We start from the raw sequence: 14,626 nt of genomic DNA, 5'->3' as shown, positions 1-14,626 counted from the left end.
CCGGCCCGCAACCGTGCTGGTTGCGGGCCGGCTCACCTGACGACGTGGCTATGACGATGCGATGCGGTACCTCACGGCGGCCCGAAGTTGGTCCACCCGTGGACTCCAGCCATCGTGGCAGACCCCCTGCACTGGGTACCGCCGCGGCCCGAAGGCCCGGCTGGAGTCGGGGTCACCTCGCACCGTCATGGCCACGAGCGGTTCGGCACGGTCCCACAGGTCCGTTACGGACTTCCGACGACCGTACGCACCCAGCATTCCGAGTAGCGAGAGCCACGTCATGTCCTCCTTGCCCCTCCGCAACCACTGCCCGTACACCCTGGACGGCAGCGCCTCGGACATCCACGGGGAAGCCGCAGCACTTCGGGCCATGGGGCCCGCCACCCCCGTCGAGTTGCCCGGTGGCGTACCGGCGTGGTCGGTCACCGACCCGGAACTCGTCCGGCGGCTGCTGGTCCATCCGCACGTCTCCATGGACGCCCACCAGCACTGGCCGGCCTACCTCAATGGAGCCCTCCCCGCCGACTGGCCCCTGCGGATCTGGGTCGACATCCGCACCGTCCAGACCGCCCACGGCCCCGACCACAAGCGGCTGCGTCAACCGCTGGTGCCCGCGTTCACCGCCCGTCGAGTGCGCGCCCTCGCATCGCAGATCGCGGACACCGCAGCCGCGGTACTGGACGACGTCGCCAAGGTGGCCGCCGCCGCCCCCGACGGAGTGGTGGACTTGCGGACGCACTTCGCCTCCCGGCTTCCATGGCTGATGGTCACCGAGCTCCTCGGCCTCCCGGAGGCCATGCACGACGGCTTCCAAAGAGTCAACGACACCGTGTTCGCCACGGATCTGACCGCTGAGCAGGCCGCCGCGAACACCGCCCAGGCCACACAGCTCCTCGGGGCCCTCATCGCGGTCAAGACCGAGCACCCTGGTGACGACGTCACCAGCGCTCTCGTCCGTGCCCACCGCGCGGGCCGGCTCAGTGAACAGGAACTGGCCGACAGCCTCTGGATGATGATGGGCGCCGGCTACGGGACCACAGCGGCCCTGCTGGACCACGCGGTCGTCAACCTGCTGACGCATCCGGACCAGCTGGACCTGGCCATGTCGGGCCGGGTCGGATGGGACCAGGTAGTGGAGGAGAGTCTGCGCCACCAGGCCCCGGTGGCCAACTTCTTCTTTCGCTTCCTCACCGAAGACCTGCACGACGAAGCGACCGGCCTGACCTTCGCGCAGGGCGACGCACTCGTCATCAACTACGCCGCGGTCGGCCGCGACCCCGGGGTACACGGCACGGACGCCCATGTCTTCGACGTCACCCGCCCCACCGCCCGAAAGCACCTGGCTTTCGGCCACGGCCCCCACTACTGCATGGGAGCCGAACTCGCCCGGCTCGAAGGGCGCATCGCCCTCCCGGCGCTCTTCTCCCGCTACCCCGGTCTCGCATTCGCCGTTGCGGCGCCCGACCGTCTCACTCCGCTGCCCTCCCTCATCTTCAACGGGCATCGGGAGCTCCCCGTACGGCTCGAAGGAACCTCGAACAGGTGGACATGAACGATCAGACGCGGACCGGACTGACGGGGTACCAGCGCGACCTGTGGTCGGCCGGTTCCCAGGCCCCGGCGTCCCCGCAGTTCAACTGCGTCCTGCACGAGCGTCTGTACGGCGAGGTGGACCGCGACCGGCTTACTGCCTGCATCAGGCGCGCGCTGCACCGCCATGACACCTTCCGACTGCGGTTCGCCGACAACGCGGGGGTCCCCTTCCAGCGGGTGGCACAGGAGGCTGTCCCGGTCACCGTGGTCGATCTCTCGCGGGAACCCGAACCGGAGGCAGCCTGCGCCGCGTGGATGCGTCGCTCAATGGCCAAGGCGCTGTCCCTCACGAGCGGTTTCCTGGTCGAAGCCACCCTTCTACTGGAGAGAGCGGACGTCACACATCTGCACGTCAAGGCCCATCACATCGTCGCCGACGGCTGGACCCTCAACCAGCTGAGCCATCAGATCTTCCAGGAGTACACCCAGGAGCCGGGCGGCGGTCCGCGGCAGGGCGACCGTGACGCGCCTTCCTATCTGGCGTTCGTCGAGGAGGATGCCGCCTACCGCGCCGGTGTGGACGGCGACCGCGACCGCGCCTTCTTCCGAGAAGAGCCCTCCAGCGTGTCTCCCGCGCTGTTCACGCGGACGACAGACAGGCGCACGCGTGAACGCGGTCGCCACACCTTCGTGATCGACGGTGCCCTCGCCGGCCGGGTCCGCGCCGCGGGCTTCTCTCCGTTCACGTACCTCGCGGCCATGCTCGGTACGTACCTGACGCGCCTGCACCGCAGCGAGGAGGTGGTTCTCGGCGTCCCCTTCCTCAACCGTCCGGCCGAGCACCACAAAGACATCCTCGGCCAGTTCGCAAATACCCTGCCGCTTCGGATCCCGGCACACGGTGGGCGGACCGTGCGGGAACTGCTCACCGACATCCAGAGTGCGACTCGTCGGCTCCGGCGTCATGAGCGGCTCGCACTCGGCGACGCCCTGCGAGCACAGTCGGCACCGGCACGCGGTCCGCGGCAGCTCTTCGACGTGACCCTCTCCTACATGCACTGGTCCTGGCCGGACCGGATCCCCGGAGTCGAGCGGCGGCCGGCCCTGATGGCCCCCTCGCACGACCAGGACGCACTGGGCGTCGTGGTGTCCGCCTTCGACGACACGGCTGACATCCACGTCGACCTGGACTACGCCTGCGACGTCTTCGACGAGGACTTGCCCATCGCCTCGGTGGTCGGTCACCTCACGACGCTCCTGGAGCACGGTCTGGACCTGGCGGACAGGCCGCTGTCCGACGTGCCCATGCTGACTCCGGCCGAACACGAAGAACTCACTGCCGGGCGCGCACGCGGCCCACAAGTGCCCTACCCGGACCAGGCCACCCTGCACGGCCTGTTCGAAGCCCAGGCCGCCCGCCGCCCCGACCGGATCGCGGTCACCGCGGCGACGGGTGAGACGCTCACCTACGCGGAACTCGACGAACGGGCCAACCGTGTCGCGCGGGCCCTGCGCGCGGAGGGCGTCGGGCCGGACGACCGGGTTGCGGTGATGATGGAGCGGGGGCCCCAGCTGCTGGTAGCGCTGCTCGGCATCCTGAAGTCCGGCGGCGCCTACGTTCCCGTGGATCCGGGCTATCCGGCTGAGCGGGTGCGCTTCATGCTGCAAGACAGCCGAGCCAAGGTGGTGATCGTCGATGACGACGCGCCCGCCGGCATCCCCGGGGACGCGCCCCTGCGACCCGTCGCCGGCCTGCTGACCGGCAGCGGAGCCCCGGTCGAGGCGTTCGTCACCTCCCGTGACCTCGCCTACGTCATCTACACCTCCGGCTCGACCGGGCAGCCCAAGGGCGTCATGGTCGAGCACCGTAGCGTGGTCAACCGCCTCGCGTGGATGCAGCGGCGCTACCCGCTTGGTGAACGGGACGTTCTCCTGCAGAAGACGCCCGTCTCGTTCGACGTCTCGGTGTGGGAGCTGTTCTGGTGGGCCGTCGAAGGTACAACCGTGGCTCTGCTGCCGCCCGGCGGTCACAGGGACCCGCGTGAGGTCCTGCGGGCGATCCGCGAGCACCAGGTCACCCGCGTGCACTTCGTGCCCTCGATGCTCGGCCCATTCCTCGACCTGCTGGAGGAGTCAGCGGCATCGCGCCGGGCCATCCGAACCCTGCAGTACGTCTTCTGCAGTGGCGAGGCGCTGCCCGGTGCCCGGGTGGATCAGTTCAACCGCCTGGCCGAGCAGTGCCGTCGGGAGAGCGGTGCCGAGAATTCCGTACGGCTGGTGAACCTGTACGGTCCGACCGAGGCCACGGTCGACGTGTCGTTCTACGACTGCCCGGGCGACCCGGGCCTCAGCATCGCGCGGGTGCCGATCGGCCGGCCCATCGACAACACCACGCTGTACGTGCTGGGCGCTGACGATCTCCCGCAACCCGTCGGGGTCGTAGGCGAGTTGTACATCGGCGGAGCCGGTGTCGCCCGCGGCTACCTCGATCGCCCGGAGCTGACCGCCGAGAAGTTCGGCGACGACCCGTTCGTGCCGGGCGGCCGCCTCTACCGCAGCGGAGACCTGGCCCGGTGGCTCGCGGACGGCACCCTGGAGTACCTCGGACGGATCGACGGCCAGGTCAAGATCCGGGGAAACCGCGTCGAGACCGACGAGGTGGCCGCCGCCCTGCGCGCGGTCCCCGGCGTACGGGACGCCGTCGTCGTGGGACATACCGTCTCCGACTCGGGTACTGTCCTGGCCGGCTACTACGTCGCCGACGCCCCCATCGACACCCTGCAGCTGCGTGATCAGCTCGGGCAGACGCTGCCGACGTTCATGGTCCCGGCATCCTTCACCCGGATCGACGACATTCCGCTGACCCCCAACGGCAAGGCGGACCACGACGCGCTCCCCCTGCCCTACGACACGCCACAAGCCGCCACGGACGGCCGGCCCCGCAACCGTACCGAGGCGGTCTTGGCCGAAGTCTGGGCCCGCGTCCTCGGCTGGGAGACCGTCGGAGTCCACGACGACTACTTCGCTCTCGGCGGCGACTCGATCAGGATGCTCACGGTGCGCGCCGAGGCGGAGGCCAGGGGCCTGCGCTTCTCGCTCAGCGACCTCCTGCAGAACCCGACGGTGGCCGGCCTGGCCACGCGCACCGAACCCTGTGACGCGCCCGGGACCGAGGCCGTCGAGGCCCCGTTCGCCCTCGTTGCCGACGTCGACCGGTCCCGCCTGCCCGGCGCTGAGGACGCCTACCCGCTGACCCGGCTCCAGCTCGGCATGCTCTACCACAGCCGCAGGCACGAAATCTCTGCCAAATACCGGGACGTCTTCCGGTACACCCTCGAAATGGCCTGGGACGAGACAAAGTTCCGCCGCGCCTTCGACCGACTGACGGCACGGCACCCCGCGCTGCGCTCGGCCTTCGACCTGTCGGGCTCCGAACCGCTGCAGGTCGTCCACCCCCGAGTCCACGGCGGCCTGGAGGTCGCCGACCTGCGTCCGCTCGACAGCGCCGCGGCCGAGGACGAGGTGTGCGCACACATCGAGGAACGCCGTCACCATCCTTACGTGTTCGACCAGGCGCCGCTGTACCTGTTCCGGGCCCACCTACTGCCCTCCACCGTTGACCTGGTCCTCAGCTTCCACCACGCGCTCCTCGACGGCGGCAGCGTCGCCACCCTGCTCCGTGAGCTGCTCCAGGACTACGCCCACAGCCTCGGCCTGGACACCGGGCCCCTCGACGGCACGCCGCCCCCGTCAGCGGCGCTCCACGTAAGGCAGGAGCAGGCCGCCCTGCGCTCGCAGGAGACCCGGCGCTACTGGCAGGAGAAGCTGGCCGGCTCCGCGCCGTTGCCGATCGAGGCGTTCGCGCCTCACCGCCCTGTCACCGGCCACCGTCCGGTCTCCCGGTGGGTCGAACTGCCCGGCGCCCTCGTCGAGCAAGTGCGGCACTTCGCGGCCGAACACACACTCCCCGTGAAGTCCGTACTCTTCGCCGCGCACACCCTGACGCTTGCCATGCTCGCCGGCACCCGTGACGTGACCACCGGCCTGATCACCCATTGCCGGCCCGAACTGGCCGGTGCGGAGCGCACCGCCGGGCTCTTCCTGAACACCGTGCCCGTGCGCCTGGACACCGCGCGGGACAGCTGGCTGGAGGTGGCGCGCGAGAGCTTCCGCCAGGAGCAGGACGGCCACCCTCACCGCCACTACCCGCTGAGCGCCATCCAGGAGGACCACGGCGGCCCCGTTCTGGAAACTGTCTTCAACTACGTCCACTTCCACCAGCTTTCGCATGTCCTTGACCTCTCCGGCCTCCGGCTCACCCAGTTCCGCACCTGGGAGGAGACGGACATGCGACTTCTGGTGAACGCGGTCACCGAACCGGACGGCAGCGGCATCCGGCTGCGGGTCGACTGCGACGGCGAGACGTTCTCCGCCGAGCAGGGCGACCTCTTCGCAACCGGCTACCTGAGCATCCTGCGCCGCTTGGTCGAGCAACCCGACGACGAACCGGACTTCACCTTCCTCGCCTCCCCGCCGGTCCGTGCCGTTCCGGCACAGCACCCCACGGTCGTGGCGCGCTTCGCCGAACAGGCCGCGCTCACCCCGGACGCAACCGCCGTGGTCATGGGCGAGGAGCACTGGAGCTACGCACAGCTGTCCGAGGCCGCCGAGAACGTGGCCGGACACCTGTGCGCGCTCGGTGCCCCGGCGAACGCCCGGATCGGGATCGCCATGGACCGTACGCCGCGCGTCATGGCCGTGCTCATGGGCGTCCTGCGGGCCGGATGCGCGGTCGTCCCCCTGCCGCCCGGCTACCCTGCCCCCCGGCTGGCCGCGATGGTGGAGCAGGCCCGGCCCTTCCGCGTCGTAGCCGAGGCCCCGTACGCCCATCTCGCCGGAGAACCGGCGCTCCTACTGCCCGCCGAGATAGTGACGGCACCGACGACGGAGTGCGAGAGGCCAGCCGGAACCGCGCCCACGACGGTGGCCGGGCGGCAGGCTGAAGTCGTCCCCGAGAGCACCGCGTACGTCCTGTTCACCTCCGGATCCACCGGGACCCCCAAGGGCGTCGCCATGCCGCACCGCACCCTGGCGGGCCTGGTGGCCTGGCAGACCCGGGCGCCCAGCGCGGCCCCGGGTGGGGTGACCCTGCAGTACGCGCCGCTGAGCTTCGACATCTCCTTCCAGGAGATCTTCTCCACCCTGTGCTCCGGGGGCACGCTGTGCCTGGCGAGCGATGCGGAGCGGCGCGACATGCCGGCCCTGCTGCGTCTGCTCGACCGCGAGCGCGTCGAGCAGGTCTTCCTTCCTCCGGTGGCCATCCAGCAACTGGCCGAAGCCGCCGGCACGCTGGGCATCATCCCCCGGGCCCTGCGGGTACTGATCTCCTGCGGCGAGCAGCTGCGCGTCACCCAGGAGATCCGCGCGCTGTGCGCCAAGCTTCCGGGAGCCGTGCTGGACAACCACTACGGCCCGACCGAGACACACGTGGTCACCGCATACACCATGACCGGAGACCCCGCAGCCTTCCCAGCGCTGCCGCCGATCGGCCGCGCCATCGACGGCGCCGAGGTGCACGTCCTGGACGAGCAGCTGCGTCCGGTCCCGGCCGGGGCGCCCGGCGACATCTACCTGGGCGGCTTCTGCCTGGCCGACGGCTACGAGGGCCGCCCTGACCTGACCAAGGAGCGTTTCCTCCCACAGCCCTCCCCGGACGGCGGCGCCGACCGCCGTCTCTACCACACGGGCGACATCGGCATGCTGCTTCCCGACGGAGACGTCGTCTTCCTCGGACGCGCCGACGCACAGGTCAAGGTACGGGGCTTCCGCGTGGAGCCGGCCGAGGTGGAACTGGCCATCACCGGCCTGGCGCAGCGGTACCCGGGCCTGCGCGACGCCGCGGTCGTGGCTCGCCGGCACGAGAACGACGAAGCCTTTCTCGCGGCCTTCCTCCTCGGCGAGGGCACGGACGAAGACCTGGCCGACATCCGTGAGCGGTTGCGTGCCAGCCTGCCCGACTACATGGTCCCCTCACACCTGCAATGGGTCTCCCACTTCCCGCTGACCCCCAGCGGCAAGCGTGACGACGCCACACTGCGCCACACCCTGCTGTCCACCCCGGCCCGCACCCCCGACGCCGCGCCGCGCGACGCGTACGAGCAGGCACTGACCGAGATGCTGGCGGACGCCACGTCCCTGGACGCGGTGGGGATCCACGACAACCTCTTCGACCTCGGTGGCACATCCCTCACCGCGATGCGACTCGTCGTGCGGATCGAACGGCGCTACGGAGTGCACATCTCCCTGGCGGACTTCATCGCGGCACCTACCTGCGCTGGACTCGCGGCACGGCTGCGCGATGGCGGGGCGACAGCCGCGTACGACCCCGTGGTGCCGATCCACCGGCAGGGCACTCACCCGCCCCTGTTCATGATCCATCCCATGGGCGGCAACGTGCTGTGCTACGTCGGTTTCGCCCGGCACCTTCCGGACGACCAGCCGGTGTACGCGCTCCAGGCCGCCGGAACCGACCCGGGCACCACACCGCTGCGTACTGTCGAGGAACTCGCGGACAGTTACCTCACCGCACTGCGGACCGTGCAGCCGCACGGCCCGTACTCCATCGCCGGATGGTCCTTCGGCGGCTTCGTCGCCTTCGAGATCGCCCGTCGCCTGCGGGCGGCCGACGAGCAGGTGGCCCACCTGCTGGTCCTGGACACCACCGCCCTGGACTCCGGGCCGCGCGCACCCCACGACGACGAGGCCGTACTGGAGTGGTTCTTCCAGGACCTGCTCCGGCTGAGGGACGGCAACGAGTCACGCACTCGCGTCATCCCCGAAGCACTCGGCTCCCTGGAGGAGAAGTTCGCGTACATGGCCCGCATCGCGAGCGAGAGGGGTGCCCTGCCGGCCGGCAGTTCCCGGTCCCTCATCCGCCGTCTGTTCGGAGTCTACCGGGCGAACTGGCAGGCAGCGCTCGCCTACCGGCCCCCGCGCGAGGAGCACGACCTCACCCTGATCCGCGCCACGGAGCCCCTGCCCGCCGTCCTGGCTTCCATGCACCGGGCCGCCAGAAGCCGCCATGAGGACACCTTCAATGGCTGGAAAGCCATGACCAACGGCCGTATCCACGTCGTCGGAGTCCCCGGCGACCACCTGACGATCATGGAGGAACCGCACGTGGCACACGTTGCCGCAACCGTCGCGGAACTGATCAGGACCGACTCCACCCCGACCGGCCGGGAGAGCTGACCGCATGGCATCGGCACGGCCCGTGAAAGCCCTCGTCGTCGGTGCCGGTATCGGCGGTCTGACCTGTGCGATCGCGCTCAGACGCGTGGGTATCGACGTCGAGGTGCACGAGCGCGCCACCGAGCTGAGCGACGTCGGCTCCGGTCTGTCGGTCATGAGCAACGCCGTCACCGCCCTGGCATGCCTCGGCATCGACCTCGGCTTGGAAAAGCGCGGCCAGGCGGTGGAGTCCTTCACGGTCATGGACCGGCGCGGCCGACGGATCAGAGACCTGCCGTTCAAAGAGGTCTGTGACAAGGTCGGCGCACCCAGCTTCTGCCTGAGCCGCGCGGACCTCCAAGAGGCCCTGCTGGCCGAGGCCGGCGACTGCCCGATCCACCTGGGAGCGACCGCCGTCGACTTCGAGACCCACGACGCGGGCGTCACCGTCCGCTTCACGGACGGCAGTACGGCGAACGGGGACCTCCTGATCGGCGCCGACGGCTTCAACTCGGCCGTACGGCGCCATCTCGTCGGCTCCGAGGTGCCACGCGAGAGCGGCTACCTCTTCCGGCTCGGCATCGTCCCTTTCGAACACCCGAGCGTCACCCCGGGCAGCGTGCGCCACTACTGGGGCAGCGGACAGCGTTTCGGTCTCATCGACATCGGTCAGAGCCGCTGCTACTGGTGGGCTGCCATGAGCACACCCGCCGATCCAGCCGACCGGGACCGCGTCAAGGACGCCGTCAAACAGGCATACGCGGGCTGGGCTGACGAGGTGAGGGCGGTGATCGAGGCCACGCCGCAGGAGGACATCCTCACCGTGCCTACCCGTGACCGGGCCTTCCTGGAGCGGTGGGGCGACGGACCGGTCACCCTTCTCGGCGATGCCGCCCACCCCATGCTCGTCACACTCGGCCAGGGTGCCGCCATGGCCATGGAGGACGCCGTCGTACTGGCACGCACGCTCGCCGAACCCGCGACGGGCAAGGATCTGGTGGAGGCCCTGCACATCTACGAAAGCCGGCGCCGCGACCGCACCAGGGCGATGGTGGCCGCGTCCCGCCGGATGAGCGACCTCACTCAGGGGGCCCACCGCCGCGGGCGCCTGCTCCGCAACACCTACTTCCGGCTGATGCCCCGCCCCGTCCTCGCCAGTCAGACCGCGTGGGCGCTCACTTACCCGGACGGCCCGGCCGCCGAGCCCAGCAGCGTCCGGCGTGAACTCAGTCCCCTGGAACGCCTGTACTGGATCGCCGACCAGACCTCACCCCTCAACGTCATCGCCCGGGCCCGCGTCCACGGACACCTGCCCCCGCTACTCCACCGCCGCGCCCTGGACATCCTCCAGGTCCGCCACCCCCTGCTGCGTGTCGCGATCACCGACGACGGCACCGGCGAACACCCTGCCTTCACACCGTTGGACGGGCAGCAGATCCCGCTCCGCCACGTCGACGTGCCACCGGACGTCCCCGAGCCCGGCAGCCAGTGGCAACACGAGATCAACGACCGCGAACTCAGGGAGAGCGTCGACTGGCGCACCGGACCGCTGCTGCGCGCGGTGGTGATCACCGCACGAAGAGCGGGAGTCGAGGGCGGAGAAGGCATCCACGACCTGGTGCTGACGGCATCGCACACCATCGCCGACGGCAAGACGTGCCTGTCCCTGCTCCGGGAGTGGATCGAACTCGCCGCCCAACTGGACCACGGCACGCTGCCTCAAGCCGCCCCGCGACGGGTACTGCCGGCGACAGACGACCTGCTGCCACGTCGCCACCGTGGCGTGGCGGGGATCGCAGGGCTCGAAGCCATGATGCTGCGCGACCAACGGGCGGCGCGGCGGCGTCCCTCGCAGCGGATCGTTCCCAGCCGCCAGGTCCCGTTCGAGCAGCGGCGCACCCGGATGGTGCACAGACTGCTTACCGCCGACCAGCTGGATCTGGTGGCGCAGACGGCCAAGCGGCACGGCACCACGGTCCACGGAGCCCTGGCCGCCGCGATGGTGACGGCCGTCGCCCGGGACACGGGAACTGAGGCGTCCGCGCACTTCTCGATCGGTTCGCCGGTCGACTTCCGCAGTGACCTGGAGCCTGCCGTCGCCCACGACGAGGTCGGCACCTTCGTCGCCACGGTGCCCTCCCTCATCCGCTACGAGCCCGGCCAGCCGCTGTGGCCCATGGCCCGGGCGATCAGCCAGGACCTGGTGCGACGCCGGAGACGCCAGGAACACCTGGCCACGATCAGCCTTCCGCGCTGGGCAGGACCCAGATCGCTGGCCGACAGCGCGTCGTTCATGCGGTTCATGGACGAGGAGGGCCCGATCAACCTGTGCCTGTCCAACGTCGGCCGCTACGAATTTCCCGTCCACGTGGGAGGGTGGCGAGTCAGCGACGCCCAGTTCATCACAGACGTCTCGGTGATGGGAGCCATCGTGGCGACGGCCACCACCAGCCATGGCCAGCTCGCGTGGAACTTCAGCCACGTCGAGGACCTGATCCCGGCGCAGCGCGCAGAGCGCATCGCTGACGGCTCCGTTCGAACCGTGCTCTCCGCCCTCACCGAGTGACCGGCAAACCGCAACAGCCCACGTGCCGGACCCGGCCGGATATCCGCACGGCTTGGCCCCTCCGACTCTGCCAGCCCTTCAGTCGAAAGGCTCACACTGCCATGACCACCGCTTCGATTCAGACACTGACGCGGCGCCGTGTCCTGCCAGTCGGCGAGAACGGCACTCTGTGGGAAACCCGGTCCTCGTACGGGATCTTCGAGCTGCACGGCATGCGTCTGCGGATCTCGGTGGAGAATCCTGCCGAGGTGCTGTTCCCGACCGACTGCGGGCTGAGCCTCATCGCCGCCCTCAACGGCGACAACGCTCCTGATCTGAGGGCCGTCAACGCGCTGGACATCGGGGCCGGCTCCGGCCTCTACAGCGTCGCCCTGCTCGCGGCTGGTGCCGAGCGGGTAACCGCACTGGACATCAACCCCGCCTCCGCCGTCCAGACCGAGGCCAACGTGGTGGCCAACGGCCTCGACGCGACTCGGCTGCACTGCGTGACCTCGCCGCTTGAGGAGTACACACCGGACGAGAAGTTCGACCTTGTGATCACCAACCCGCCGCACCTGCCCTACGACCCGAGTTATGCGAGGGGGGACGGGCTGGAAACGGCTCTCGTCGCCCGGAGGGGCGGCCGCGCGGTGTACGACTCTGTCGTCGAGCGCGTGGATGTGCTCCTCGCACCGGGCGGCACGCTGCTCATGGCGCACTCCTCACTCGCTGACATTCCCCGGACCGTCACGGAACTCACCACGCGTGGCTATGAGGCCGAGACGCTTGAGGTCTTCGAGATGGACATCCCACTCCTGGCGTACGCCGAGCACAAGGAGACCATGCTGACCCTGCTCAAAGAACGGCGAGCAACGGGCCGGGCGGAATTCGACGGGGCGCGCTTCACCGTGCACGCCCTGATGTTCCGGCGCCCTGGGAACGCCACCGGCCGCTGACATCACTTCAGCGCTGCCCGACAGCATCGGAGCGGATGGGCTCGCGGATCTCTCGGCGGGCCCATCGGGAACCCGGCCGCCCGGCACCCCCTCGACACATGCTCGGGCCGCGGCGGGCAGCCGCCCCGGTTCGCCCACATGGTGCGGCTGCCGAACGATCCTGTCGGCGGTCGTGTGTACCACCCCAGACATCGGGGCTCTTCAGACCGGCGCGTCTTGCATGTCCTGCATCAATTGCGCGACTTCGCCCAGGGTTTTCGCTTCCGCGAGTTCGTCGAAGCTGATCTGCAATCCGGGATTGCCTTCCAGCACGAGGGACAGTTCCACCACGAACATTCCCTCTTCCACTGCACATTCCATACCCGCTTGACACGATTCTCCGCACCATTGAGTTTGACCAGAAAAACATACGGTCGGCCCATAGTGGGCATTTTCATTGCCTCCTCAAATGAATGTCGATCGACAGCACCGGACGATGCTGACCTCAATTTCGATTCAGCCGAAGATGCGCACTTCAAGCACGACCTCACCACGAAGGGGACCACCATTACTGAAAATTCGACGACGGCCATGGACGAGCTATGGAAATTGGTATATACCAGTTTTCGTTTCCCGTTCCTGGACGCCGCGCTACGCCTGAAATTGTTCACCCTGCTCAACGAGCGGCCAGGCAGTACTCTCGACGAGATCTCCGGCGCGTTGGGGCTGGAAAAGCGCGCGGGCCACGTGCTGATGCTGGGATGCTGTGCGTTCGAGCTCGTACGCAAGGACGGCGATGGGTACTACAACACCGCCGCAACCGATCTCCTGGCGGGCGATCCCGGCGAGTTCATGCCTGTCATCGTCCGTTATACCCGCGAGATGCTGTACCGGCCGATCGGCTGGCTCTACGAATCGCTGGTACACAACGACAACCTGGGGTTGCACCGCGAACTGCTCGCCGACTCGTCTGCGACCACGCTCTACGAACGCCTGGCCGAGGACGAGAACCTTGAGAAGCTGTTCACCGCCATGATGGAGCACCAGAGCCGCTCGGCGGTCGAGGACCTTGTCGACGCTGTGGACTTTTCGTCCTATCGCCACGTATTGGATGTCGGCGGGGGAACCGGCACCAATGCCATCGGCTTCGCTCAACGGTGGCCGCGCCTCGAGGCGACCATCCTCGAACTACCGAACGTGGCGAAGATGGCGAACGACCGGATCGCCGAGGCTGGCCTGTCCGATCGGATTCGCGCGATCGGAACCGACGTCATGCAGGACGAACTCCCCACGTCTCACGACTGCGTCGTGTTCTCACGCTTCCTCGAAATCTGGTCCCCGGAACAGGTCCGCAACCTCCTCGAGCGAACCTACCGAGCGTTGGAGCCGGGCGGTCACCTGGTGATCGTCACCTGCGCTCAGGAGGACGACGAGACCGGTCCTGTGCACGCCGCGTTCCTATCTGCGTACCTCCACACGATCGCGTCACCCGAGGGCCGTACCTATACGCCACGGGAATTCGAGAAGTGGTACACCGAAGCGGGTTTCGAGCCGATGGATCGCCAAATCTCCGGGCGGTTCGACGTCATTCTCCGCGCCCGCAAGCCAGCATCTGGCTGAGTCGCGTCTTCGGCCGACTGCACAGCACCCTGTCGGCCGCACTGAACGCGCTCGGCGAACTCGGCTGGTCGCCGGCCCCTATGGACGGCGACCACGTCCGTGTGTACAAGGGGGCGCCGACACCGGTCCACCGCCGGCCGACCGGCGCGAGACGGGCAGCAAGCACCGCGAGATCCGCGATGGACGCGGCACCCACCGTGCGTTGTCGAACTCCAGGTGCGACCGCGCCTGGAGTTCGACAACGGTCGGCACAGTGCCCGAGGCCGTCCACGGGCACGTCCAGGTACCGCTGCAATGCGTCAGCATGCGCTACTCCTTCGACGCGCCCGCCGTGCGGTCTGCCCGCACGACGCAGTTCTACTCGATGCTCGTCTACAACTTCCTCGGCGCCGACCACCAGTTGGTCACCGCCACCCAGGAACTCCCGACCGGTGAGAAGCTCATCCTCGCCGCGGCCTTCGAGAAGGACGGCGAGGTCTCGCCCGGCGTCGCCACCGGCGTCCTCAGCCTCTACCACGGCGACCGCAAGGTCGGCGAGGGCCGCATCAAGACACAGCCCGGCCGCTTCACTCTGGCGGGCGAGGGACCCACCGTCGGCCGCGACAGCGGAGAAGCGGTCACCGACCACTATCCCGGCACCGCCCCCTGGGCGTTCACCGGCGCGACCCTTCACCGCGTCGCCGTCGACGTCAGCGGCGAACCGTACATCGACCTCAAAACAGAGGCCCAGGCCATGCTCGCCCGCGAGTAGCCCCCGGACAGC

Annotated in this window: 7 protein-coding genes; 6 read left to right on the top strand and 1 reads right to left on the bottom strand. The window is 69.0% G+C overall.

What is annotated here, in order from left to right; translation table 11 throughout:
- The first annotated feature begins 280 nt into the window (after nucleotides 1–280).
- The 4 genes from ACFY04_RS37705 (at nucleotide 281) to ACFY04_RS37690 (ending at nucleotide 12,264) form a co-directional block, all read left to right on the top strand.
- On the top strand, nucleotides 281–1,552 hold the full coding sequence (locus tag ACFY04_RS37705) for a cytochrome P450 (RefSeq protein WP_389124334.1): 1,272 nt from the start codon (nucleotides 281–283) through the stop codon (nucleotides 1,550–1,552).
- Complete coding sequence (locus tag ACFY04_RS37700) at nucleotides 1,549–8,784, top strand: amino acid adenylation domain-containing protein (RefSeq protein WP_389124332.1); 7,236 nt, start codon at nucleotides 1,549–1,551, stop codon at nucleotides 8,782–8,784. The genes ACFY04_RS37705 and ACFY04_RS37700 overlap by 4 nt, the downstream gene beginning before the upstream one ends.
- A gap of 4 nt (nucleotides 8,785–8,788) precedes the next feature.
- Nucleotides 8,789–11,329 (top strand): FAD-dependent monooxygenase, encoded by a 2,541-nt coding sequence (locus ACFY04_RS37695; protein WP_389124329.1) that lies wholly within the window; start codon nucleotides 8,789–8,791, stop codon nucleotides 11,327–11,329.
- A 101-nt stretch (nucleotides 11,330–11,430) separates the two neighbouring features.
- A complete protein-coding gene (locus ACFY04_RS37690) occupies nucleotides 11,431–12,264 on the top strand; it encodes a methyltransferase (RefSeq protein WP_389124326.1) in 834 nt (277 codons plus the stop codon).
- A 201-nt stretch (nucleotides 12,265–12,465) separates the two neighbouring features.
- Here the strand turns inward: ACFY04_RS37690 and ACFY04_RS37685 are convergent, their stop codons facing one another.
- Nucleotides 12,466–12,612 carry a hypothetical protein gene (locus ACFY04_RS37685; RefSeq protein WP_389124324.1) on the bottom strand — a complete coding sequence of 49 codons (147 nt, stop codon included), beginning with the start codon at nucleotides 12,610–12,612 and terminating at the stop codon, nucleotides 12,466–12,468.
- A 75-nt stretch (nucleotides 12,613–12,687) separates the two neighbouring features.
- On the opposite strand from ACFY04_RS37685, the gene ACFY04_RS37680 reads away from it, so the two are divergent.
- Both ACFY04_RS37680 and ACFY04_RS37675 read left to right on the top strand, forming a co-directional pair.
- Nucleotides 12,688–13,863 (top strand): methyltransferase, encoded by a 1,176-nt coding sequence (locus tag ACFY04_RS37680; protein ID WP_389124322.1) that lies wholly within the window; start codon nucleotides 12,688–12,690, stop codon nucleotides 13,861–13,863.
- Nucleotides 13,864–14,116: 253 nt separating this feature from the next.
- Complete coding sequence (locus ACFY04_RS37675; RefSeq protein ID WP_389124320.1) at nucleotides 14,117–14,614, top strand: hypothetical protein; 498 nt, start codon at nucleotides 14,117–14,119, stop codon at nucleotides 14,612–14,614.
- The last annotated feature ends 12 nt before the right edge of the window (nucleotides 14,615–14,626 follow it).

It is taken from the genome of Streptomyces sp. NPDC001549 (assembly GCF_042894025.1).
GTDB lineage: Bacteria > Actinomycetota > Actinomycetes > Streptomycetales > Streptomycetaceae > Streptomyces > Streptomyces kutzneri.
This window is presented reverse-complemented; position numbering and strand designations above follow the sequence as displayed.

Excerpts from the sequence above, each read along its gene's own strand:
- ACFY04_RS37705 (WP_389124334.1), top strand. The coding sequence starts at position 281 with ATGTCCTCCTTGCCCCTCCGCAACCACTGCCCGTACACCCTGGACGGC.
- ACFY04_RS37695 (WP_389124329.1), top strand. The coding sequence starts at position 8,789 with ATGGCATCGGCACGGCCCGTGAAAGCCCTCGTCGTCGGTGCCGGTATC.
- ACFY04_RS37690 (WP_389124326.1), top strand. The coding sequence starts at position 11,431 with ATGACCACCGCTTCGATTCAGACACTGACGCGGCGCCGTGTCCTGCCA.
- ACFY04_RS37700 (WP_389124332.1), top strand. The coding sequence starts at position 1,549 with ATGAACGATCAGACGCGGACCGGACTGACGGGGTACCAGCGCGACCTG.